At 60.6% G+C, this 21670-nt stretch carries 34 protein-coding genes; 6 read left to right on the forward strand and 28 right to left on the reverse strand.

What is annotated here, in order from left to right; genetic code table 11:
* Positions 1-48: 48 nt before the first annotated feature.
* The 3 genes from NGM07_RS23935 to NGM07_RS23945 form a co-directional block, all read right to left on the reverse strand.
* Entirely contained in the window at positions 49-1098 is a 1050-nt protein-coding gene (locus tag NGM07_RS23935) for a hypothetical protein (RefSeq protein WP_232688904.1), read from the reverse strand.
* A 128-nt stretch (positions 1099-1226) separates the two neighbouring features.
* Entirely contained in the window at positions 1227-1493 is a 267-nt protein-coding gene (locus NGM07_RS23940) for a hypothetical protein (RefSeq protein WP_232688903.1), read from the reverse strand.
* Between the two features lie 8 nt (positions 1494-1501).
* Entirely contained in the window at positions 1502-1921 is a 420-nt protein-coding gene (locus NGM07_RS23945; protein WP_232688902.1) for a hypothetical protein, read from the reverse strand.
* 394 nt (positions 1922-2315) lie between these two features.
* On the opposite strand from NGM07_RS23945, the gene NGM07_RS23950 reads away from it, so the two are divergent.
* Complete coding sequence (locus NGM07_RS23950) at positions 2316-2699, forward strand: ArsR/SmtB family transcription factor (protein WP_232688901.1); 384 nt, start codon at positions 2316-2318, stop codon at positions 2697-2699.
* A 1-nt stretch (position 2700) separates the two neighbouring features.
* On the forward strand, positions 2701-3660 hold the full coding sequence (locus NGM07_RS23955) for a permease (RefSeq protein WP_232688900.1): 960 nt from the start codon (positions 2701-2703) through the stop codon (positions 3658-3660).
* Positions 3661-3797: 137 nt separating this feature from the next.
* Here the strand turns inward: NGM07_RS23955 and NGM07_RS23960 are convergent, their stop codons facing one another.
* Positions 3798-4220, reverse strand: a complete 423-nt coding sequence (locus NGM07_RS23960) for a RidA family protein (protein WP_232688899.1) — start codon at positions 4218-4220, stop codon at positions 3798-3800.
* A 143-nt stretch (positions 4221-4363) separates the two neighbouring features.
* Between NGM07_RS23960 and NGM07_RS23965 the strand changes: the two genes are divergently transcribed.
* Genes NGM07_RS23965 through NGM07_RS23975 form a run of 3 tightly spaced genes read left to right on the forward strand, consistent with a single transcriptional unit; the run spans position 4364 to position 6383 of the window.
* Positions 4364-4762, forward strand: coding sequence for an ArsR/SmtB family transcription factor (locus NGM07_RS23965; protein WP_232688898.1), 399 nt, complete (start codon positions 4364-4366; stop codon positions 4760-4762).
* Entirely contained in the window at positions 4755-5921 is a 1167-nt protein-coding gene (gene arsB / locus NGM07_RS23970; RefSeq protein ID WP_269785484.1) for an ACR3 family arsenite efflux transporter, read from the forward strand. The genes NGM07_RS23965 and arsB overlap by 8 nt, the downstream gene beginning before the upstream one ends.
* Before the next feature lie 15 nt (positions 5922-5936).
* Positions 5937-6383, forward strand: a complete 447-nt coding sequence (locus NGM07_RS23975) for a low molecular weight phosphatase family protein (RefSeq protein ID WP_232688897.1) — start codon at positions 5937-5939, stop codon at positions 6381-6383.
* Between the two features lie 134 nt (positions 6384-6517).
* Here NGM07_RS23975 and NGM07_RS23980 read toward each other — a convergent pair whose 3' ends face one another.
* The 20 genes from NGM07_RS23980 to NGM07_RS24075 all read right to left on the reverse strand — a co-directional run bounded on the left by NGM07_RS23980 (position 6518) and on the right by NGM07_RS24075 (position 18183).
* Complete coding sequence (locus NGM07_RS23980) at positions 6518-6931, reverse strand: putative toxin-antitoxin system toxin component, PIN family (RefSeq protein ID WP_232688896.1); 414 nt, start codon at positions 6929-6931, stop codon at positions 6518-6520.
* Positions 6928-7191, reverse strand: a complete 264-nt coding sequence (locus tag NGM07_RS23985; RefSeq protein WP_232688895.1) for an AbrB/MazE/SpoVT family DNA-binding domain-containing protein — start codon at positions 7189-7191, stop codon at positions 6928-6930. The genes NGM07_RS23980 and NGM07_RS23985 overlap by 4 nt, the downstream gene beginning before the upstream one ends.
* A 100-nt stretch (positions 7192-7291) precedes the next feature.
* Positions 7292-7657: a DUF7568 family protein gene (locus tag NGM07_RS23990; RefSeq protein WP_232688894.1), complete on the reverse strand. Its 366-nt coding sequence runs from the start codon at positions 7655-7657 to the stop codon at positions 7292-7294.
* A gap of 129 nt (positions 7658-7786) precedes the next feature.
* Positions 7787-8086 (reverse strand): hypothetical protein, encoded by a 300-nt coding sequence (locus tag NGM07_RS23995; protein WP_232688893.1) that lies wholly within the window; start codon positions 8084-8086, stop codon positions 7787-7789.
* 55 nt (positions 8087-8141) lie between these two features.
* On the reverse strand, positions 8142-8363 hold the full coding sequence (locus tag NGM07_RS24000) for a DUF8129 domain-containing protein (RefSeq protein ID WP_232688892.1): 222 nt from the start codon (positions 8361-8363) through the stop codon (positions 8142-8144).
* A gap of 131 nt (positions 8364-8494) precedes the next feature.
* Entirely contained in the window at positions 8495-9187 is a 693-nt protein-coding gene (locus NGM07_RS24005; protein ID WP_232688891.1) for a nucleotidyltransferase domain-containing protein, read from the reverse strand.
* A gap of 2 nt (positions 9188-9189) precedes the next feature.
* Positions 9190-9855, reverse strand: coding sequence for a helix-turn-helix domain-containing protein (locus tag NGM07_RS24010; RefSeq protein WP_232688890.1), 666 nt, complete (start codon positions 9853-9855; stop codon positions 9190-9192).
* Positions 9856-9892: 37 nt separating this feature from the next.
* Positions 9893-10174, reverse strand: a complete 282-nt coding sequence (locus NGM07_RS24015; protein ID WP_232688889.1) for a DUF7389 domain-containing protein — start codon at positions 10172-10174, stop codon at positions 9893-9895.
* 23 nt (positions 10175-10197) lie between these two features.
* Positions 10198-10599 carry a DUF6166 domain-containing protein gene (locus NGM07_RS24020; RefSeq protein ID WP_232688888.1) on the reverse strand — a complete coding sequence of 134 codons (402 nt, stop codon included), beginning with the start codon at positions 10597-10599 and terminating at the stop codon, positions 10198-10200.
* A 103-nt stretch (positions 10600-10702) separates the two neighbouring features.
* Positions 10703-11194 carry a DUF7995 family protein gene (locus NGM07_RS24025; RefSeq protein ID WP_232688887.1) on the reverse strand — a complete coding sequence of 164 codons (492 nt, stop codon included), beginning with the start codon at positions 11192-11194 and terminating at the stop codon, positions 10703-10705.
* 108 nt (positions 11195-11302) lie between these two features.
* Positions 11303-11740, reverse strand: a complete 438-nt coding sequence (locus tag NGM07_RS24030) for a DUF8025 family protein (protein WP_232688886.1) — start codon at positions 11738-11740, stop codon at positions 11303-11305.
* 83 nt (positions 11741-11823) lie between these two features.
* A complete protein-coding gene (locus tag NGM07_RS24035) occupies positions 11824-12204 on the reverse strand; it encodes a hypothetical protein (RefSeq protein WP_232688885.1) in 381 nt (126 codons plus the stop codon).
* A gap of 102 nt (positions 12205-12306) precedes the next feature.
* Positions 12307-12495: a DUF8012 family protein gene (locus tag NGM07_RS24040; RefSeq protein WP_232688998.1), complete on the reverse strand. Its 189-nt coding sequence runs from the start codon at positions 12493-12495 to the stop codon at positions 12307-12309.
* Positions 12496-12636: 141 nt separating this feature from the next.
* The gene (locus tag NGM07_RS24045; protein ID WP_232688997.1) at positions 12637-13530 is read right to left on the reverse strand and encodes a biosurfactant protein 1; all 894 of its coding nucleotides are present in this window, start codon (positions 13528-13530) and stop codon (positions 12637-12639) included.
* 97 nt (positions 13531-13627) lie between these two features.
* On the reverse strand, positions 13628-14554 hold the full coding sequence (locus tag NGM07_RS24050) for a transcription initiation factor IIB (protein WP_232688996.1): 927 nt from the start codon (positions 14552-14554) through the stop codon (positions 13628-13630).
* Between the two features lie 215 nt (positions 14555-14769).
* Complete coding sequence (locus NGM07_RS24055) at positions 14770-15666, reverse strand: DNA-binding protein (protein ID WP_232688995.1); 897 nt, start codon at positions 15664-15666, stop codon at positions 14770-14772.
* Between the two features lie 732 nt (positions 15667-16398).
* Entirely contained in the window at positions 16399-16899 is a 501-nt protein-coding gene (locus NGM07_RS24060; RefSeq protein WP_232688994.1) for a PIN domain-containing protein, read from the reverse strand.
* The gene (locus tag NGM07_RS24065) at positions 16896-17498 is read right to left on the reverse strand and encodes a winged helix-turn-helix domain-containing protein (protein WP_232688993.1); all 603 of its coding nucleotides are present in this window, start codon (positions 17496-17498) and stop codon (positions 16896-16898) included. The genes NGM07_RS24060 and NGM07_RS24065 overlap by 4 nt, the downstream gene beginning before the upstream one ends.
* A 55-nt stretch (positions 17499-17553) precedes the next feature.
* Positions 17554-17892, reverse strand: coding sequence for a DUF7558 family protein (locus tag NGM07_RS24070; protein ID WP_232688992.1), 339 nt, complete (start codon positions 17890-17892; stop codon positions 17554-17556).
* Complete coding sequence (locus tag NGM07_RS24075; protein ID WP_232688991.1) at positions 17893-18183, reverse strand: DUF8069 family protein; 291 nt, start codon at positions 18181-18183, stop codon at positions 17893-17895.
* Between the two features lie 137 nt (positions 18184-18320).
* Between NGM07_RS24075 and NGM07_RS24080 the strand changes: the two genes are divergently transcribed.
* Positions 18321-18554: a hypothetical protein gene (locus NGM07_RS24080; RefSeq protein WP_232688990.1), complete on the forward strand. Its 234-nt coding sequence runs from the start codon at positions 18321-18323 to the stop codon at positions 18552-18554.
* A 33-nt stretch (positions 18555-18587) separates the two neighbouring features.
* Here NGM07_RS24080 and NGM07_RS24085 read toward each other — a convergent pair whose 3' ends face one another.
* From NGM07_RS24085 to NGM07_RS24100, 4 genes are all read right to left on the reverse strand, one after another.
* Positions 18588-18929, reverse strand: a complete 342-nt coding sequence (locus NGM07_RS24085) for a hypothetical protein (protein ID WP_253521732.1) — start codon at positions 18927-18929, stop codon at positions 18588-18590.
* 272 nt (positions 18930-19201) lie between these two features.
* Positions 19202-19636 (reverse strand): toxin-antitoxin system TumE family protein, encoded by a 435-nt coding sequence (locus tag NGM07_RS24090; RefSeq protein ID WP_232688989.1) that lies wholly within the window; start codon positions 19634-19636, stop codon positions 19202-19204.
* Between the two features lie 8 nt (positions 19637-19644).
* On the reverse strand, positions 19645-20178 hold the full coding sequence (locus NGM07_RS24095; RefSeq protein ID WP_253521735.1) for a DUF7342 family protein: 534 nt from the start codon (positions 20176-20178) through the stop codon (positions 19645-19647).
* 209 nt (positions 20179-20387) lie between these two features.
* Entirely contained in the window at positions 20388-21650 is a 1263-nt protein-coding gene (locus tag NGM07_RS24100; RefSeq protein WP_253521738.1) for a phage NrS-1 polymerase family protein, read from the reverse strand.
* Between the last annotated feature and the right edge of the window lie 20 nt (positions 21651-21670).

Here is a 21670-nt window from a genome sequence, read left to right on the forward strand (position 1 = left end):
TTGAGTAATGTGATAGACCGAGAAGCTGTAGGGTCAGCTCATCGCGTCCTAGAACCACCCGCGGAGCGCATCCTCGCGTTCCTCGAACTGGTCGACCCTCTCTTGCAGGTCGTCACTGACGCGCTCGATGGTGCCTTCGGGGTTGAACAGGATGTCGTTGACGATGCCGACGTACTGATCGAGGGACGCTCCCTCCTTGCCCTGGAAGAAATGCGTCAGCGCGTACGTGTCGCCGGAATGTAGCGTCCACACATCGATCTCGAAGGATGATGCCGCATTTGCTTCTGCATCGCCTGCAGCGCGCTCGGCCAGGTAGTCCGGGAAGCCCAGCAGGCTGTAGAACTCTGTGACGGTGAACGGGAGTTCCGAGAAGTCGAGGTCGATCTCCTGAGCGTCACGAATGAACTCGAAGAGGTCGTCGGCGACGAGTTCGACCTGTGCGAGGATCTCCTCCCACCAGATCCGGAAGTTCCGGACGCCGCCGACGTGCTTGATGACCTCCTTGTCGGTGAGCGAGCGCATCGTGTTCGAGCAGTAGCCGTCCTGGGCGAACCCCTCCACGTAGACGGCGTGCTCGCCGAAGAAGTCGTAGCCCGACGTGACGCCCATCGTGATCGGGTCTGATCGGCCGGGGAGGCGCACCTCGAGGCCATCGAACATAATGTCCATGTGGACTTCGCCCCCACCTCGGTAGCGCCGAATTTCCCCGAACATCACGTCGCCCAGCGGCGTCCCATCGATGGTCTCCTCGCGAAGGATCTCTTCCAGCGGGCCGTACACGTCGACCGGGTTGATGATCGAGTACGAGTCGGTCGGGATATGGAAGAGAGAATCCATTTCAGCCTCCCCTGCGGTCGCCTGTTCACGAGCTCGACTCGGCTCGACGAGCGCGTTGAAGCGCTCCGTCTCGACCCACTCGTCGGTGAATGGGTTCTGGTACGCCACGGTGGTCTCGACGGCCTGGGGGAGGTCTCGGATCGCCTCCGCGAACGTCACGGACTCTACGCCTCCGCGACGCTCCCGATACCACTCAGGGAGTTCGGTGTCGGTACGTCCGTCGACGCCAGCGAAGATGGTTCTGGACTTTGGGTCTTTCATTTCGGTCACCTCGAATCAAGAACGCTCATCGATCCGCGACTGCGTCGTCTCGCGCCCCTCTCCCGGGCGCAAAAACAACACCACGTTAACCAACAATAGCAGCTTTGCCGCTCCTGATGTTGGTTAATTCACAGCTGATATCGTGCCTCAAGTGGTTCGATCTCTCCGGCGTGGACGAGACTCGTCTGTGAGTCTGCCTCTTCGTGAAGAAGATCGACGAGTGCGAACTGCGCGCAGGCAGTGAACGAGCATTCCTCGTCGAGACACCACACATCGGCGTAGGCAATGTCGGTCTGCTCACCAGCGTAGATGGGTTTCCCGATGCCAAGGTGAGATTCGCAGTCGTCACGGGGGCAGATCGGCTCGATACGCGTGAACGTGGATGTGTCTTCCATCGAATTCATCAGTAGGGAGAGTAATTCGGCGTGATATCGCCGGTCAGGACACTGCTCTCGACGGCGTCGCTTTCACTGCCCTCGAGATCGACGATTCGATAGACGGCGTCACCGCTCCACTCGCAGTGGACACTGGAACACATCGCACTTGCGTACGCGCCGTTCTCGTTATCAAGGTGGACGCTCAGGAGGTCGAGACGCTCGCTACAGAGCGGACACTCTGCCGGAACCTGTACATACCGATAGCCCGTCGCGACGGTGATATCGTCCTGGTCGACCTCGACGCCGTGACGCTCCCCGAGCCGGTCTCGGACCGCTACGCGAATATCGTCGAGGAGTGCATGGCGCACGTCCTCGTCGACGGGGAGATCGACGCCGTCGACGGTAATCGTTAGCCGGTACGCTGTCGTCTGGTCTGCATCTTCCATTCTGGTCACCTCTGGGGGCACGTCTGCTCGCGCCCGCGCCCCTCTCGGGCGCTCAAAAACCACCAGTCGCACCCAGTGTTAACCAACAGCAGCAGTGAAACGGCCTCTTGTTGGTTAATTCAACTAACACCCCTTCGACTGTCACGACAGACTTGCGTGTTCGTCGGACCCCGCTCGGGGAATGAGTCCCAATCTTTAAGACGAATCGAGAAAATACAATATGATGGTGATGGCTCAGAGCACTCTCGATCGCATCTGGAATCGGCTCGTAGACCGCTACAACCAGGATGATGAGGCAGATTGCTGCGGCCCCACTATCGAAGAAGACCAATCTGACTCCGCAGAATCCGAGTCGGAACCCTGCTGCGAATAAACCAAACCGTACAATTCCAATATGTCTGAAACAGAGTCACCGCCGGAGGATGCCCAGGATGCACTCGAACGGCTCTACGATGATCCAGCGGCCCGGATTGCCGCCTTACAAGACGTCCGGCCATCTGAACAGGATGTCGCCGGTCAGGAGACTGTCTTCAAAGCCCTCGGAAATGAAGATCGACTCCGCGTTCTCGAGGCGCTCCGTGATTCAGAGTGCTGTGGCTGTGAATTACAGGTCGTCCTCGACGCCCCACAATCGACCGTCGCCACGCACCTCCGGAAGCTGAAAGAGGCAGGCCTGGTGAAATCGCGGAAGAAGGGGAAGTGGAGCTACTACCGTATCGCCGACACCGCGGTCTTCGAACTACTCGACCTCGCTCACGCGATCCAGGAGGACGCCTAAGATGCTTCCACCAGGTCTTGGCGAGGCACTCTTGGATTCCTGGGACTACTTCCTCCACCTCGCCGTCATTCTCGTCCCGCTATTCATCGGGGCTTCGTTCCTCGTGGGCCTCGCGCAAGAGTACCTACCCCCGGAGAAAGTCGAGCGCAAGCTCCGCGGCCACGATGAAGGAACCGGCAACGTCGCTGCCGCTGGATTAGGAGCTGTCACGCCGTTCTGTTCGTGTTCGACGGTTCCCGTCCTCGCCGGGTTGCTCCAAGCAGGGGCACCGCTCGGACTCGCGTTCTCGTTCCTGCTCGCATCGCCCCTCGTCAATGAGATCGCTATCCTCCTGCTTATCGGCCTCTTCGGAATTGAAGTCACTGTCTACTACGTCCTCATCACGTTCGTTGCCGCTGTCATCGGTGGCATCGTCATCGGACGGCTCGGATTGGTCGAGCACGTCAAAGATGTCCGTGTCGTCGAAGAGACGAACCAGGCCGTCGCAACGGACGGTGGGACGGCTGACTGCTGTGCAGGTAGTCCAGTTACGGCGAACCAGACGCACAGACAGCACGTCGAGACGGCCGCACGTGAAGCGTGGTCGTTCTTCGTCGATACGCTCCCGTACTTGATTCTGGGGATGACGCTCGGGGCGCTGATTCATGGTGTCGTTCCCGTCGACGTGCTCCACGCCGTCCTCGGGTCGGAGAATCCGCTGGCCGTGCCACTGGCGGCGGTGGCCGGTGCGCCGGTCTACATCAGCCTCAGCGGGATGCTCCCCATCGCGGCGTCCCTGAGTGAACAGGGGATTGCTATCGGGACTGTCCTCGCGTTCGTCGTCGGTGGCGCGGGCGTGAGCATTCCGAACCTGATTCTACTGAATAAGCTCTTCGAGCGCCGGCTGTTATTCGTCTACGCTGGTACTGTCGTCACGATTGGAGTCGTCGTTGGTGTCGTGTTCAACGTCTTCATCGTCTGAGTCCCTACATTAGAATGCGTGACTCACGCCTTCATCGCCCTCGACCAATACCGGGACGTCGTCGATCCCGGCACTCTGACGACACTCTTCATTGGTAGAAACAGCCCTCGTATGGTATTCGCAGCCGTCTGTTGTCGTTATTCGACGGCGACGACGGCGTCGACGGTGACTGCGGCACCGCCGAGCAGTTCACAGACGCCGACCGTTGTCCGCGCGGGATACGTCTCCTCGAAGTACTGCTCGTACGTCTCGTTCACCTGCTCGTACGCGTCCATGTCCGCGAGGTAGAGCGTGACCTGGAGCACGTTCTCAACGGTCCGCCCGTGCTGAGCGAGGACGGATTCGAGGTTCTCCAGGCAGAGTTCCAGCTGCTTCGACGCAGAGTCATCGCTTTCCACTGTTCCATCCCGTTCCGGGAGCTGCCCCTCGACAAAGAGGAGATCCGAATCACCGGTTCGCTGGCCGAATGCGCCCGTAAACTCAGTTCCGTCACGTTGTTTGCGAGTAGCTTCACTTGCACGCGAGACAACACGGGTTCGGGTGGTTGATTCGCTCGACATCTGTTAGTTGTCTCGTTGTTCAACTAACTTAGTTCGACCGGTCTTCAATCATACGCCTATATATGGTTATGTGAGGCTCGTTGTTCGGATGTGTTCGCTCGTAAGCGAAAGCACTAATTGAGTCGTCTCTCAACTAGATGCTAATGGCACAAGCCACAGATCGATTACGACGCTATCTCGATGACGAACTCGGGGAGTGTCGCAGCGAGGACGTCGAGCGTCGGCTCGACGAACTCGGCACCCTCGAAGCAGCACTCGGAGCACCGCAGGTGAATGCTGAACTCGACGTCCTTTCGGCACTCGCCAATGAGACGCGCTACACGCTCGTTCGTGTGCTCGTGGCGGCCCAGGAGGAACTCTGCGTCTGCGAGTTGCACGCGGTCGTCGACGTGAGTGAGAGCGGGCTAAGTCATGCTCTCTCGGCACTCGTCGACGCGGGCCTCGTCGACGGGCGAAAGGACGGTCGCTGGAAGAAGTACCGGGCGACCAACCGCGCAGTCGCCCTCGTGACCGTCCTCGAAGGGAGCGTGAGCGATGAGTAACGTCGACGCCCACGAGCACGGGCCGAACTGCGACTGTGAGAGCTGTGGTGACCCGCGGTCGATGGACTTCCTCGACAAGTATCTCACCGTCTGGATCTTCGGTGCGATGGCGATTGGCGTGGGACTGGGCTACGTCGCCCCGTCAGTGACCGAGCCAATCCAGAATCTCCACCTCGTGGGAATCGGCCTCGTTGTGATGATGTACCCACCGCTGGCGAAGGCGGACTACTCACAGCTCGCGACAGTGTTCAGCAACTGGCGGGTGCTCGGGCTGAGTCTCATCCAGAACTGGCTCATCGGCCCGACGCTGATGTTCACGCTCGCAGTCGTCTTCTTCAGCGGGCTCGTTCCCGGCCTGCCGGCTCGCCCCGAATTCTTCCTTGGCCTCATCTTCATCGGGATGGCCCGGTGTATCGCGATGGTCTTGGTCTGGAACGAACTCGCCGAGGGTTCGACCGAATACGTGACCGGGCTGGTCGCGTTCAACAGCCTGTTCCAGATCATTACCTACGGGGTGTACGTCTGGTTCTTCGCGCTGTTCCTGCCCCCACTACTGGGGATGGAGACACTCGTCGCTGGCATCACCACCTTCGACATCACGCCGATGCAGGTGTTCGAGGCGATCGTCGTCTTCCTCGGTATTCCCTTCGCGGCAGGGTTCCTCACTCGCTATATCGGGACACGGACCAAGGGCGAGGAGTGGTACGACGAGGTGTTCATCCCGAAGATCGACCCCCTGACGCTGGTCGCGCTGCTGTTCACCATCATCGTGATGTTCGCCACGCAGGGCGAGAACATCATCGCCGCGCCTGCAGACGTCCTGTTGATTGCAGTGCCGCTGACGATCTACTTCGTGGTGATGTTCTTCGTGAGCTTCGGCATGGGCCGGGGCATCGGTGCGGACTACTCGACGACGACAGCGATTGGCTTCACGGCTGCCTCGAACAATTTCGAGCTGGCGATAGCAGTCGCGGTCGCGGTGTTCGGCGTCGGCTCCGGTGTTGCCTTCACGACCGTCATTGGTCCGCTCATCGAGGTGCCGGTTTTACTCGCGCTGGTCAACGTCGCCCTCTATTTCCAGCGGAAACTCGACTGGACTGACTCCGAGACTGGAAGTCCCGGACCATCCGCTCCTGAACCGACCACGAACGACGACTAATCACCACACAAGCCAATGTCCACGAATACTGATTCGGCTGAGCCGATTCGTATCGCCTTCATGTGCGTCCAGAACGCTGGCCGCTCCCAGATGTCCACGGCGTTCGCAGAGCGAGAACGCGACCGCCGTGGTCTCGACGACCGCGTCGAAATCCTGACTGGCGGGACGCATCCGGCCGACCACGTCCATGAGGAAGTAATCGAGGTGATGGACGAAGCGGGGTTCGCCCTCTCTGATCGAACACCGCGTGAAATCACGATTGACGAACTCCAATCGTGTGATTACGTTGCGACGATGGGCTGTTCCACGCTGGATGTCGGCGAGGTTGGGAGTGCTGTCGAGGTGCGCGACTGGGCGCTCGACGATCCCGATGGAGCGGACTTGGAGCGAGTGCGCGAAATCCGTGACGAAATCGAACAGCGGGTCATCGCGCTGTTCGACGAATTCAGCGTCGCTACATAAGACGGCAATATACCACTTTTCGGTGGGTTCAGCGATAGAGTGGCCACCACCTGTATTCTACCCGCTGTATCAGAGTACATGGATTACGTGATTGATCTCTGACGACGTGGGTCGCCGACACCAGTACACGTTGACTAGCGGGCGGTCAGATACTCGTAGAACGTTCTCGGGTCGACAATGTCGATCCCTTGGAAGGAGTCGAGATCGAGTAGATGCCGATCGCCAGAAACGAGATAGTCCACGTGACCCGCCACGGCGGCCTCAAGAAATTTGTCGTCATCGGGATCATCATCAACCGCTGTGATGTCCTCGTCTGGGTCGACGAACTCTGCGTAATACCGGATTGTTTCGACCTCCTGCTGGACGTCTTCTTCGTCCATGTGGAACTTCTCTGGGTATTTCAACAGCGTTTCTCGAAACTCAGTCAGCGTCGCGACGGACACGATAATCTCATACTCGCTATTGAACCCCCTGACGACCACGTCGTGGGGGACACCAGTTGCGATGACGCTTGAAATGAGGACGTTCGTATCGAGAACGGCTCTCATTCATCGGCGCTCCGCGCGTCGTGGACCAACTGAGTGACCTCATCCATGGAGAGATCGACCTCTTCCGATCGCTCTTCGACTCGGTGCTGGAACTCTTCGACCGAGGGGAGTTCGAGTTTCTTCAAGACCAGACCGTAGTCTGTCGGGACGACCATCAGCTTCGTCCCTTTTTCGAGGCCGAACTGCTCGCGAAGCCGACTCGGGATCGTGATCTGTCCCTTCGAGGTAACCGTCGTGACTTCAGGGTCGTCAGTACTCATTGGCAGTTCTACGTAAGAATTCCTTACGCAGCGACTTGAACCCACCGGTCAATTCGATTCCACTGAGTGCTCCGCCGTTATCTGCTCTAACCGTTGAGAGTCAGCGCTCGGGGCCGTAGATGATCGCTGAGCGGCTTTCGTAGCCACACTCTCGACACTCGAACCACCGTTGGACCTTCGCGCCGTCGGCACTCTTCTGGCCGACGACGACGTCGTCGTTCGGACACTCTGGACAGGGTAGTTCAGGCTGGGGCCGTTTTCGGAGTTCATCGCGAAGCGATGTGGCTTCCTTCGTCGCGAATCCGCGCGTCCACACCGGATAGCCATCGACGAGAATCGCAGCCCGCCACTTGTGGATGTACGTGTCCGGCGCTCGGTGAAGCACCGCATGTGCGTTGGTCTCTGTGTTCCGATACGCTAGTTTCGGGGTACGGCTCTCACGCACCCAATTTGTAATTCGTGGCATGGGTACTGGTGCCTCCGCGTTTGGGAGGCTCGCAGTCGCTTGATTCGGGTATTGATTGGTCTCGTGAGTCGATATCGCGTCCTCACCAACGATTACCCAACACAGCCAGTCGAACGAACTGACTGTTGGTTACTCCTCGAAGAGACAGCGATCGGCTGCATCGTCGCCAGCAAGTGTCTGCTGATCCTCGGCAGTATCGGCGAAGAGGTTAGACTGATCACCCTCGGACGAGTGCTCTACTCCCGGACGGTCGTCGACGCCGAACTCACTCGCCTCCGGCCGGTCGAGCCGCGAATCACGATCGCGGTGATCTACGTCCGCACCGAAGTCCTCGAGCGAGGTTTCGACGCTCGTCTCAGTCACTTCGAGCTGGCCATCCTCGCCGAAAGCGGTCTGTTGCTGAATTTCAATCTTTGGTCGGTCGCTCATGTGAATCGAGCCTCCACCCACTGGAGGCTCCGAAAAACTGCCCACGAGCGCCGTCTCAATCCTCTTGAGACCGGAGCTCGCTGGCCCGATGTTCGAGCCGCCGAAGGATCTGGACTCGCTTCTGATTCGCGTTCTCGTAGGCGACGCAGGCTCGCAGCATCTCCATGTTGTTGATCGTCACGATGCCAGCGTTGATGAGTCGCGCATTCGGTGGTTCGAGACGATGTTCCGGTGATAGACCGCTCGATACCGTGGATTGCTCTGAAGAGTTGCTCACTGACTGTCGCCTCCGCCCCTGCTTCGGCGACGAAAAAACAGCGCCAGTTCGCTCTCCGTTTCGCGTACTTTCTCAGCGACAGACACGGACAGACACTGTCCGATGCAGGACTCGCGGTGAGGGTTGCCCCACTACTGCTGTTGATCGAGGAATTCGAGAAGCGTCTCGATGTCTTCGGCCGAGGCCGATGATTGGCCGAACAGACTCTTGAACCGGTGATCGAGCCCACCCTCTTCGATGAACGCGTGTGCGTCACTGAGCTGTTGCCGAAGGGCATCAGCATCTCCGCGATGCAGATGTGTCTCGACTCGATCTAAATCGATCGAGGGAATCGCAGCAAGGACATCTGCGAGATCTGTTTTCCGGCCACTGTGGAGTTTCGCGGCGACGAGGACCTCGCCGGCAGCTGCTCGTGCAGTCGTTGACCGAGTACCGCCTGAAATCGTCGTCGGGGAACTGTGCGTGCGCAGATAGTCGAACGACCACTCTGCTTCGGTCTGTCGGCAGCCGAGGCCGTTCACAAGGATGTCCACGCCGACCGGGTGGGGTAGTCCTTCGGTTCGCTCGAAGCATTCGATTTCCCGGTTGTAGATGGTTTCCTCTGCTGGGACGTCGAACTCCGCTGTCCGTTCGAAGCCATGCTGTTGGAGGAATGCAACGACTTCGTCGTAGTCGTCCGGTGCGATGACGAGATCGAGATCGGTCGAGAACCGTGGTTCGAACTGACTGATCGCGTATCCGCCAACGAGGACGAACCCAATTTCTGACTGCTCTAGTTCTTCGAGCACTTCGATGAGTGCCTCACTTCGGTCTTCCTGGCTCATACTTAGGCTGGCTCCATGCGGTAGGTCGCATCAGTGTCGACGTCGTCGTACATTCGGCCGAGCATGTCGAGTGCCGACTCGAAGGTCGCGTAGTACTCGTTTGCGAACGCCACGGTCTCTTGGAGCGGGATGACGGGCCGGCCGTCGACCATCTCGGCCTCGATCTGTGACCGCGGCTCGAGAACAACCTGTATCGCACCATCGAGGTCGTCGGCCGGTTGTCGTTCCTGTGCGACCGGAATCCCGAATCGGTCGAAGAACGCTGTCCAGGCGTCGACGTCCTGCTCGCGAACAGCGATGAACAGCGGATAGTCCTCCGGGTCGCGGGCGACCTGGTAGCCACCGCGTGTCCAGACGTAGACGGCATCGATAGCGGTGAATGCGTAGTCCATGCCAGCGAACTGTGGGAGGACGTACGCCTCCGGGATCGATGGCGGCGAGGTGTCTGCTGCCACGGCCAGGAACTCGAGACCGACGTCACGGAGCGTCTGATCGACGAGCTGGAGGCCGTCATCGTACGCGACGTACCCGGCCTCCTCGATGCGGTTCACGACGCGACGGATCGTCTCCCGGTTCTCGTCGATCTTCCGCGCGACGCCCGAGATGGAGTCCCCCGTATCGAGCGCGAGGAGCACCTTGAATTCCTTCTCGCCACACGCTTCGTACATCCTATAGCTACACAATTCTGTGCAACAACCAAAAGATTTACTCTTCGTGTGGGTCTGCTGGCTGGATCTGGCGGACGTCCTCGGCGAGGTCGTGGATGTACGCTCGAAGCGTCTCCATGTCCTCCCGGGCATCTTCCAGCGTTTTCGCTTTCACCTTGGCCTTGATCTGGTCTTCATCTCGTGTCCCGGTTCCGCGTTTGAGCTTCACGGTCAGCGAGACACCGACGTCAGTGCGCTCGACGTGCTCCGTTTGTGACGGCTGCTCACTGTTCCCTGACGATTCGACATCCGCACGAGACGGCTGGGTGTGTTCCGACATGTGAGACTCTCGGTGATCGGTGCTCAGATAGACGGTGCGACGGCTCCATCGGAGATTTCGCGAAGGGCTGCGTCGATGTCACTGCCGGTGAGTCGCCAGCGCCCGTCGCGACCAGTGCAGTCCAACTGGCTCACGACCTCGTTTTTGAACTCGGTGTATTGCGCTAGCGCAACTTGCTCGTCGTCGGTATAATCCAGCAGAAGCGCGAGCGCGAGTTGCGCCGGGCCACTGCCACCGTATCCCCACTCGAAGCCCGAGGGGCTGTGGTTCGCCATCTCGAGACTCCGCTCTAGAGTGAGCTGTTCTTGTCCAGGTAGCTTCTCCACGACGGCGCGTCCGCGCTGTCGGTAGCCGACGTAGACGACGTCGCGGTCATCCCTCGGGCGTGTCTGTTCGAGCGATCGTGAGTCGATAGTTCCACTCATGGGTCTGTTCGAAGGTACTCGTTCGAGCACCCCCGCACCCCTCAGGGGGCGAAAAAACGCTCTGCGGTCACTGCGTCACGGATCAGCTGGCCGGTTTGGTCACTCAGAAGTGGACGTCCGCCGGCACAATCCAGAGATCGTCACTCTCGTCGAGAATCCGATCCAACTGGCCTCGGTGTCGGATACCGCTTCCATGTTCGTCGTACAGGAAGACTGATGGCCCGTCGTACGCGCCGATCTGGTGGAAGGCGTGTCGGGCGAGGTCTTCATCGCGCATGATCTCCTCGTCGCTACGTTCGTCGAGCGCCTCCTTCACGCGGTCGAGATTCCGCTGGAACTCCTCCTTCGTGGCGTCCCAGCCGCGTTCGAGCAGCTCTTCGCCCTCATCGGATTCCACAGTGGCTGCAACCGGGAGTTCGCCCCAGCGGGCTGTTCCAGCGACTGTCGTCTCGTCTTCGTCGAAGCAGACGTAGTAGTCGAAGACAGCGCCTGCGTGGGGGACGGCGCCGACGAGTCGATCGAACACCGTCTTTCCGGTGGCGAGGGCGTCGTCTCGTGTCGATGCCTCTACGAGCGTGTAAATGACCATGTGCATCGGTGTTCTCCTCTATCTGCCGACGCACGCGACTGTACTCCGCTACACCGCTTGGTGCGCCGGCACTCATCGCCGGCGCAAAACAAACGCCACCGGAGAACGCGGTCGTTAGGACGTGTCTTGCCCTGACTGTGTGACCTCCTCGACGGTAATCGTCAGGTCACCGGATTCGTAGTCGGCCTCGAAATCGACCGCAAACGCCTCTGACTCGTAAGCCGCGTGGTAGGCGCGATGCCGTTGGAGTGACCCGGTTGCCTTGAAGTGGAAGAACGCCGCTGCGGTGTACGGTTTGCTGGCGGTTTCGATCTGTGCCTCGACTGACGCTTGCAGCGCGATCTGCGGGGTATCACTGTCGATTCCAGCGGCAAAGGCTCGAGCCTCGTCGACGGTCGCTTGCGCATGCTCGGGCGTCTCGCCGGTCAGTACGTTCACTGGCGTTTCGGTCTCCTCGGTGAACAGGACATCTTCGTAGATTTGTGTGCCGAGGATTGCATCGGGGCCTCGCTCACAGTCCTCGAACGGGTCGTCGGGTGGTTGTTCAGACATGGAATCACGAACCCCAGTGTGGGGCTCAGCCCGTTAGCCCCCGATAAACGACTCCTCTGCACCCGCCAAGGGTTCCTCACCAGTCACTCGTCAATCGGGTCGAGTCCGCTGAGATCGGCGTGAAGGACCTCTCCGTCGCGAACGACGTACCGTGAGGCGAGCACCGGGAATCGACACTTCGTGTACCCGGCCGTCTGGATGTCGAGCTCTTGGTCGCCATCGATGTACTCGGCGAGTTGTCTGAGGAACTCGTGGGTCACGATCCCACCCTCGTAGTCGGGGAGACCATCGCCACGGGCTTCGTACACTTCGAAGCTATCGTAGCCCCAGATGGTGAGTTCGCTCTCCTCGGCCACTTCCCAGGTGAGGGTTCCGAAGCAATGATTCTCACAGAGCTGGCGGACTGCCTGTGGATCCGATACGATGGCGCCGGTCGATGTCGTCGCTGCTTGGAGCGTTGCCATGGGTTGTACTCGGGGGCGTTCTTCTGCCCCGCACCCCTTTCAGGGGAATAACAAACGCATTCTGAGACGAACCAGGAAGATCCGCTACTCGAGGATCGTGTATCAGGATTCTACGTGGACGCCGTCGTCCTCCGTGGCAGGTGGTCGAGTGAGGAGACTCACCTGCTCTAGGAGCGTGAGCGCTGTGTCGATTCGTTCTCGGTCGGCGGGATCCAATTGATCGACATCGATATCGTTGAGATTGCTGAGCGCGCGGTGCATTCGGTAACCAGGTGTGTCTCGTGGGTCCATGTGTACGCCTCCGCCGATTTTCGGCGCGGAAAAACGCCAGGGGCGGATAGCAAGACATCTCCAAGATGGTTCTTGACTTGTCTTCGGTTAACCAACGATTCCAGAACTCCACTCTTTCGTTGGTTAATCTCGACTTCCAGCCTACCGATCTCCTTCAGGCTCCGGCCCGTATCGAGGAGTTCCGCACACCTGACACTCCCACATCGGCTGTCCGGCCCACTCGTCGTCAGGGACGGCTTCGAGTTCGTTGAATCGATGCTCAGTCTCTCGATTGCACTCCCGACACTCGAGGTGATCTCTGTTCGGGCTCGCGTGTCGCAGACTCTCGGTACTGGTGTCGGTGACGGATCGCTGGAGTGCAATTGCCGGCACCAGCCAGATATCGCCGTCTGCGTTTTTGAGGAGGGTCACGAGACGCTCCTCGTCGCGAATCCCGCTTCCCGTTTCGTCGTAGAGGAACGTCGCGTGCTCGCCGTCGTGAGGCGACTGCGTCGGGCCTCGCCACGCAGTCCGCTCACGCGCCGCCGCGAGCAACTGTGCGCCGCCCTCTGCTGTTATCCGTGCCGCGGAGGGGAGTGAAGGCCATCGGTCGGCAAACTGCGTTGCAGGCTCCTCCTCGAGGTCGTAGATGAGCTGGCAATCGTCGACCGCTGGGTCGGACTCCGATTTCGCGAGGAGAGAGGCCGCAGCAGATCCCTTCGCGATGGCGCCGTAGAACGTCCGCGACTCGACGAGAGCGTGGATGACATGGAGGATATCACACTCCGAATCAGGGGTGTCCTGTCCATCGGTGGGTGCATCGAGATGATTCGTGAGACAGAACCGGCATTTCGTCTGGCCAGCGGGAATCGACGTCCCACAGGAGGTACACTCGGCCGACGTTGCTGTCGTGGCGTCTGGATAGCCTGCGTTGGCTCTACCCGCTCGTTGCCGTCGGGGCTCTCCGTTGCCACTGCTGGTAAGTTCATCGTCGGGAAGATGCGTTGCTTCGCCAAGCGGTCGGAGCTCTTCGTAGTCAGAGTAACGTCCGGTCATAGAGTCGTCTGATAGCCACATGCTTCGTCTTCGTTTTTAAAGGGTTGTACTCATATCAATTCCTCTATGGGCATGCAAATCAACCGAAAGAGCGTCGTTAGACAGCTAGTTCGTCCAGTGCGTCTCGGTGAGTCCGGACGGTTACTATTGAAACGTTCGCGACCGCTGCGACCGCTGACTGTGTGAGCAACTGTCCCTGTTCGTGCCCCGCTTTGTACAGGCAGGCCGCGGCGAATCCTGACGGGCAAACGCCCGTGGTAACTCCCGTCGATTCGGAATCTTCCGCCAACTTCCTGGCCCGTTGCCGGATCCGATCTGGGACGTCGAGTTCTGATGCGAGCCGCGGAACGAACGCACTGGGCGTCACGGGCTTGGCTGGGAGGCCGAGTTCCGTATTCAGCGTCTTGTACGCGTTCCTCACCCGCGACTGCTCGACGTGCGCCGGGTCGGTGACGTCGTCGAGGGTTCGCGAGAGTCCGTTGCACCGACAGGCGCCGTAGACGCTCGCGGTGGCCATCGCTTCAATCGACCGTCCTCGGAGGAGGTCTTCGTTCTGGGCGCTCCGGAAGAGTCGACACGCCTGGTCACGAATCGTCTCGGACAGCTCGAGTGCGCTCACGATCCGGCGGATCTCACCGAGGCCATGTGCGAGGTTGCGCTCGGCTTTCGACTGAAACCGTCCCCGGGTCTGTTCCCGGCGCATCCGGGCCACCTGCCGCCGCTTCCGTCCGGAGAGTGTGTTCCCGTTCGCGTCAGTTCCACGGCCGATCTCGGTCGATAGCCCTCGGTCGTGCCGCGCCGCCGTGAGCGGTGCACCCGTCCGTCCGCGCTTGTCCTTGTCGAACGCTCGCCACTCTGGCCCGTGATCGATTCGCTGCTCGTCGACGACGAGGCCACAGTCCTCGCAGACGGTTTCGACCGCATTGGTGGTGACCCGGCCGTCGCATTCGGGACACTGGTTCGCGCTGGAGTCAGTCTGTACGTCTTCGTCGAACGATGTCTCGTAGATTTCTCTTGTTGCCATGATACTCACGAGGGACATTACAATGAATCGCGTCTCTCGGAATGCCCCTCACCCATCAGGGGCACATAAACACTCAGCGGCGCGGAGCCGGCGTAGTGCTGTGCTGTGGCGAAAGCCCGGCGGCTCTGTGAGCCGCCCGGAACGTGGAGGTTGGGTGGGGCGGCGGGAAGTGGGTGAACGGGCATCACCCAAAAAAAGAAGGCCGCGTACGCTGGCTACTCCCACCACCGACCGCGCTCGGGGAACAGCACGGTGCTCCACCCGGTCAGGGCCACTGAGACGCGCCCCTGATACCAGTTCTTCGCCGCCCCGTGAATCCGCACACGCTCTCCTTCCTCCATCCACGGTGCGTCCGACGCTTTCCAACTCGTGAATTTCGTGCGCCCGCTCTCGTCCTCGATGAGTCCAACTTGGGCAATGGCTGGACTCGACGGCTCCCACAGCTGTGTAATCGTTCCTTCGATGCTCACCTCCTTTCGGTTCACATCCTCGACTTTCCCAATCGGGATCACCTGGCCCGGCGCCGTCTGGAGCTCCTCGAACACCCCGACGACCGCACTCATCATGTCTTTCCCCGTGACGACCGCCTCAGCCAGCCGCCGACTGATCGACGCCCGCGACCAGCCATCCAGCTTCTCGGCCAGCCGCATCGACTCTTCGTTCACAGCCGCCAACTGCTCCTGTTCGAGCTCTGCACGTGGGTCCGGCCGATCCGGGTCTGCCATCGGATCCACGCTCGCTCTCCGCTTCTGGAACTCAATCCGCCGCTTCGCACTTCGTTTTGCCGCGATATCTCGCGTCCGCTTCTCCCGACCCTCCTGCGTCCCGAGTTCGGCCTGGGCACTGATGCGCTCCAGCTCAGCCTCCCGCGCCTGGATGCGCTCTTCTTGTTCGAGGGTCTTCCCGAACATGTGATCCGGCCCCGCTTCGACTCGCGCGTCCGGATGGTTTGAATCGACTTTCGCCTGCACCTCCATCTGCACCGTCGCCTGGAACTCCGGGGTCTCATCGACGACCTCGAAGCCATCCTCGTCGACTTCTGATTCATCGTGTTTTTCAAATGCCTGTTCATCGACCGAAACTACATCACTGGTGACGTTCTTACTTGACATTGGAACTTTCACTGGTTCCTGAAGGCGCTCAGCGCCCGACACCGCGATGCTACTACATCGCGGATTTCTCAACGACACCGACCGACAGACTCGTCTGCGCGCTCTCGCTCGCGCCTTCGCGAGCGACCCCTGGGCGCGAGCGAGAGCGCGCCTCAGGAGGACACCCATCCAGCACCGCGCGGCGACCCGCCCGGAGCAAGCGTCCAGCGGGATATGCCCGCTCGTGTCCGGCCCGATGTGCGGGTTCGTGTCCAGGGCGACTGTCGGGAGCACGGCGAGCCCGCGGGGTGGCTCGCCGCGCGCAGCGGCACCAAGCGCTGGAACGCGAAAGCCCGCAAGGGGCGCAACCGACGGGGATACCCGCTGGCGCCGAGGGCACATGCACTTTAGCCCGGAACGGGCGCGGGCGGTGCGGAGAGCGCCCGCACGCCCGGAATGGTCGGTCGCGAGCGACGCGGAGGGCGGCAGCGGCGAGCGGGGCGAGCCATAGAGAAACACCGTTCAACCGGATTCGACGCTCAGTGACACAGCCGACATCCTGGTGGACTTAGAAAGGGCGAGGCCGTCTCGGTCGTCCCCCGACCCCGCCAAGCACCGCAGGAACGAGGAGCGCAGCGTGGGTCGCGGGATGCCGAGCGGCCGCGGGCTTTCGAGACGATGACGACCATCGCTGGCGAGCTGATATCGAATGCTATGCCCACGTGACCGGTTCGAGGCGTCGCCGAGAGGGGACTACTCGAGAAGATCTTCGACGAAGCGAAAGCCGTTCACGTACGTGACTGAATCGCCGTAGCCCTCACTGGCGAAAACGGTTTCAGCTCCTTCACCAGCAGGAATATCGGTTGTGTAGATGTAGGCATGGTCTGCGGTCCCCTCGACGAACGCCTGAGCGGCGACCCCAGCGAGCGCTGGATCTGCGCGTTCGATCTCGTCGGCACGGCGATCATCAGCGTTCGCGATGTATCGCTGGACGCCATCCATTGCCCGCGATACCAGTGCATTCGTGTATTTCAACGGGTCTGCGACTCGGGCCCACTCCTCGTCGATTGCCGTGTCGATCGGCGGGTTGTTGACATCGGGGTCGTTGACGGTCAGTTCATCGTAGACGCGTTTGGGGAGAACGAAGGTGATGTCGTTCTGGCGGGCGAACGCTCTAACCACTCGATACCGACGGTTCGACGGTTGCCCCATCGCGACGAAGAGGCCGGTATCAGCGATGTGGATGGCGCTCACGCGTCGTCGTCGACGGCGTCTCGGTCGACACCCTCGATATCCGCGATCGACGCGCCCGACTCCTCGATATCGAAGTGCTCGTGGACGACGGGTTCGAGCGCCTGGAGGATGATCTCGGCGGCGAGCGGCGAGATATCGAGATCACGGGCCATCAATCGGTGGGTAACCTCGCCCCGTTCTCGGTCGACGGTGTAGGTGAGCGCTGTCGCGAGACCGGCGATCCCGTGCCGGTCGATGTAGGTATCGATGTCGTCGTCGGTCGCGCGCCGCCCGACGGCGTCGATGAGTGCGGGCGTGATCGTGTACTCGCGAGCGCCGTCAGCGGCCGTGACAGTCAGGTCAATCTCGCGAGCGACGTACGTCCGGGGTTGCTCGTCATTCGTCGCCTCGATGACGCCGGCGTCGACCAGCCGGTTCACGTAGGTGTAGGCCGTGCCCTGCGCGAGGTCGAGGGCGTCCATGAGTTCCTGAACGGTTGCTTCCCCCTCTCGGGCGATATGCGCGTACAGCTGGGCGAGGGCTGGCTCCTCGAGGAGGTCCGCGACTGAGAGGAAGTCGCGGATGATGTCGCCGTTGGCTCGGTTTGAGGTGCGTGACATGGGCAATCCGGTATTTACAGTTTACAGCGAATCAGTAAAGAGTGTTGCGGTCAATCTATCCGGACTGGGAGCGGGCAACGAGATGCTCGTCGAGGTCTCGCGTCCAGTACGTCGCTGGCCCGTTGGGACTACAGCGGACACAGAGGTGTAGTGTTCCGTCGAGGTGGCCGAGTTCGACGCGGAAGGTCGTGAGTGCCGGCAACGTATCGACGATGCGTCCACAGCCGTCGCAGGCGTGGTGGTCGAGTTCGTCGGGATCAGGACGCTCCTGAATTGCGCAGTCGACGCAAATCGGGTGTGTGACGAGTTCGTCTTTCCCCCAGGTGCGGGCGTCGCCTAGTTCCGCGCCGGGGAGCGCATCGCAGAACGCACACCCGGAAAGTGTCTGTTGCATTTACGCGTCCTCCTCGTCGGCGTCGCAAGCGGCCGTCCACCCGCGATGGAAGACAGCCAGCTGTCTAATCGAGTCGAACGCCTCGCCACTTGGCTCGTGTACCAGGACTCGCTGGTCGGGAACCGGCCTCACGACACCGTCGTCGACGAGGTCACTGACGAGTTGTCGCGCGGTTCTCTCGCTGATGTCCGCGGTCAAATACCGGGCTGCATCCCGGTCCTGGGCGACGAGTTCGGTTTCGAATCGCTCGTGATCGTCTGTTGTGTCGTCACGTATGTCTGGACCAGTCATGGAATTCAGTCTCCGGCACGCTCGCAGGCGCGCCTCACGCCTTTCGGCGTCGACAAACTCGACGACTGTCGCTGGAACACAGCGAAGCTGCGGAATCACCCCAACCGTCTAATCTGAGGAGGCTCATGTTTCATGTAATGGAGAATTCGCGGACGCCGATCAACTCCCGCGAGGAAGCCGCGCTCGACCACCTCGAGCAGTACCTCGACGCAGCGGGAGAGGACGTGACCCTCACCCGAGAAGAGGCCGTCGCCCATCTCATGGACGAGGGCATCGAACGTCCCGACGCGCGAGCCCACATCGAGCAACTGCTCCTGAAGGGCTATCTCTACGAAGTCGATGACGAACTACGGATTCCACCGCGACCCTGACGCGAGGAGACGGCTGCCGTTTCTCGCCGTCCGTTACAGCCAGACTAACGCGACTGCGACTGTGAGGAGGACGAGCGCAATCCACGACTTCGTGGCCCAGAGACGTCGTCCGACCCGTCGACACAGCAGTCGGAGCTGATCGCGGAGGGCTGCACGCCGTTCTGCTTCCAGGACCTCTACCTCGTCGTAGTAATCGCGCCGATCGGCGGGAAGCGTCCGAAGTGTCGTCTGACACCCGCTGCAGGTGTATTCGAACTCTGCCCGGACGTGCTGGCGGCGGAATTCTTGCTCGCCGTTCTCGTCGTAGCCTGTAACCTCGTACACGAGAAGTTTTGAGACGAAGCGACGGGCCCCGCACTCCGGACATTGGTTCATTCTGAGCGTTGGCGTTCCACCCTCGCTGCTTGCATCGTCTGGCCATGATGGCTGCGAATCTGTGTCCTCGGTATCTCTGGGTGGACTCGTGTGGTTTTCTGACGGCGATGCACTCGCTGTCTCGGAGTTACTGAACGTAGACATGGATTCACCTGTGACTGCACTCAGCTGACACCAGGCTGGACACCACGACGGCTCTCGTGGTGGTGCCCATCGTGCTGAGTGCCGTCACCCTTGGCCGGCGCACAAAAACGTCTCTGCGGGTCAGTTACCTATTCGTCCCACAGTGCTGCGATCCGCTCTTCGACCTCGTCGAGGACGAGTCGCAGGACATCACGATGGTCGATCGGCCAAGAGTCATCGTCACCGGGCGTCGGGGCGGTGGGCGGGGGATGGAAGTGGTCGCGCGTATTGTGGGGGTTCGGATGCCGATCCCATCGGCATTCCCAGGTGTGCTCCGAATGTACCTCTCGATAGTGGATTGTGAAGTCGTCGTTCGTGTACCAGCGGACAGTCAGGGTTGCTTCGGCGACGGACGCTGGGTAGTATGACGATGAAAAGACGACCTGAAGCTCGAGATGGGCGCTTGCATCCGTGATGGCCGCGTGGGAGACCTGTCCGGTGGCTTGGAGCCGTGTCTGAAGGAACTCGAGGATGGGACGATCGATGGGGGCAAGGCTCCCGCCATCGCCTGTCGGTGGCACCATCGAGCGGGCTACCCGGACGCTTGTTCGCGCTCGCCACCCGTGCGTTGCTGGCGTGCGCGTTCGTAGCGGTCACGCTCCTCGCGGGCGGTCGCCCAGTCGGCGAGGTCGCTGTACACGTTGTCGATGGTCCGCTCCTCGCTGCCCTCCGCAGCGGCAACGGCGTCGACGGCGGCCGGTGACGCGGCGTCATACGCCTCCTCATACTCGGTGATGCGCATCGTGAGTTCACGAACACGTTCCTGCAGTTCCTCAACGGAGTGGTCGGCTGCGAGCTGGTTGATGCGTCGCCACTCGAAATATGCGTCATTCCGTTCGTAGGTAGCCGGATGGCCATCGTGCCGGGTGACGATCCCCAAATCGTCGAACCAGCCCAGATACTTCCGGGCGGTCTTGGGGTCACAGTCGGCGCTGTCGGCGATCGCGCTCGCCGTCGTCGGCTCGCGGGTTTGCAGAATGGTGCCGTAGATGCGTTGTTCGACATCGTCGCTGGCGAACGCATCCTCGAAGGGGGGCGGCCCATCGGCGGCATCTGTCTCGGACATACTCGGAATTGCTGGGCGAAGGATATAGTTCTTACTTCGAGGAATAGTTTCCTGAATCAGCATCCTGTGGTAGACTCCGTTTTGCGGTGAGACTCAGCGTAGTTAACCAACAAGCAGCGTGGTATAGCGAGCCTGTTGGTTAACCTTCTCGGCTCACGGAATCAGAAGGCTCGAGGGAGGACTTCTCGGATGAAGGTGACGCGACGCTACTACTCGGACTGGCCACCGAAGAATCGACTCAACATAGAGGGTGACTCTGAATCGTCATCGGTCTCTCTCGCAGTACCGGAGTCTTCCTCGTGAGACTGCTTAGTCTCTCGGTCACTGGCTTCGAGTTCGTCGGTGAGCCGCTCGACCTCTGCTTCGAGAGTCTCGATCCGCTCCGTCTTCTGTTCGAGTGTTGCTTCGAGCTCGTCGACGCGCTCGCTCAACAAGCGATTTTTCTCAGCCAGATACGCACGACTCCGGTCTGCGTCATCAGGCGTCCCGCCAGTTGTGACCTCGTCAGATGTGCCGTGGGGATCTGCGGTATCGTCGCCGGCGTCCGGGTCGTAGAACTCCGACGTGGTCGCAATCGCTCGCTCGATGGTCTTCTCGCCGTACGTCGACCCGTCAGCGTAGTGGATCTCGTCCCATTTCTCCCGCATCAATCCCGACTGGCGGAACAGCTGCTCCATCTGTGTCTGGTCACCACCGGTCCAGAACGCCAGCAAACAGCACAGCGCCATGTCGGCCTCGGACTGACTGTCGTAGCCGACCGTATTCCCGTTCCAGAGCCGCTCGAACTTCTCGCCGTTCGATGCGTTTCGCGCTTTCTCGAGGAGGTCCTCGTCTTCGAGGTCGACATCGACGCCGGCTGCACCGGTCGTCGGTGACTCGTCGTCAGTGCCATCATGCTGCTCGGACTCGGAGGCTGTGTCACGCTCGGTGTCCTGGACGTACTCACGGTGAATTGCTGTGAGCGCGTCCTGCCGGCGTGCAACGCGAGTGGGTGTCCGCTTGACGTGGTTGCCAGTGACGGTGAAAAAGCGTGCCGTGTCGTACAGTTCGACGCTCCCGCGACGGTTCCGTCCTTCGGGGAGTGTGCCGGTAATCAGGACGTGATAGCCGGTACCGGACGGTGACACCTCCGTATAGGAGTCGAGTCGCTCGATGATGTCCAACGCTGCGTCGTCGACGTCGCCAGTTTCTGGGTCGCGGCAGTCGTCCAGATCGACGCCGACGATGGGATCGTCGTCGGTAAACACGAACCCGACGCCATCCGCGTACTCCGTCTCGGTGTACTCGTGTGCCGTCTCGAAATCACTCCATGTGGCGGATTCCGTCGACGACGCGAACCCGCCAGCCCCCGGCGTCACCGGGATCTTCGTCGCTTTCCCGTCTCGCTCTTCTTCTCGCCAGCAGACCCACTGCTCGCGCTCTCGTAAGTCCTCTGGAATAACCCCTTGATCGCCGACCAAACCATTACTCATGATCTCATGTCACCTCGCAT

This window comes from Halorussus vallis, from assembly GCF_024138165.1.
Classification (GTDB): domain Archaea; phylum Halobacteriota; class Halobacteria; order Halobacteriales; family Haladaptataceae; genus Halorussus; species Halorussus vallis.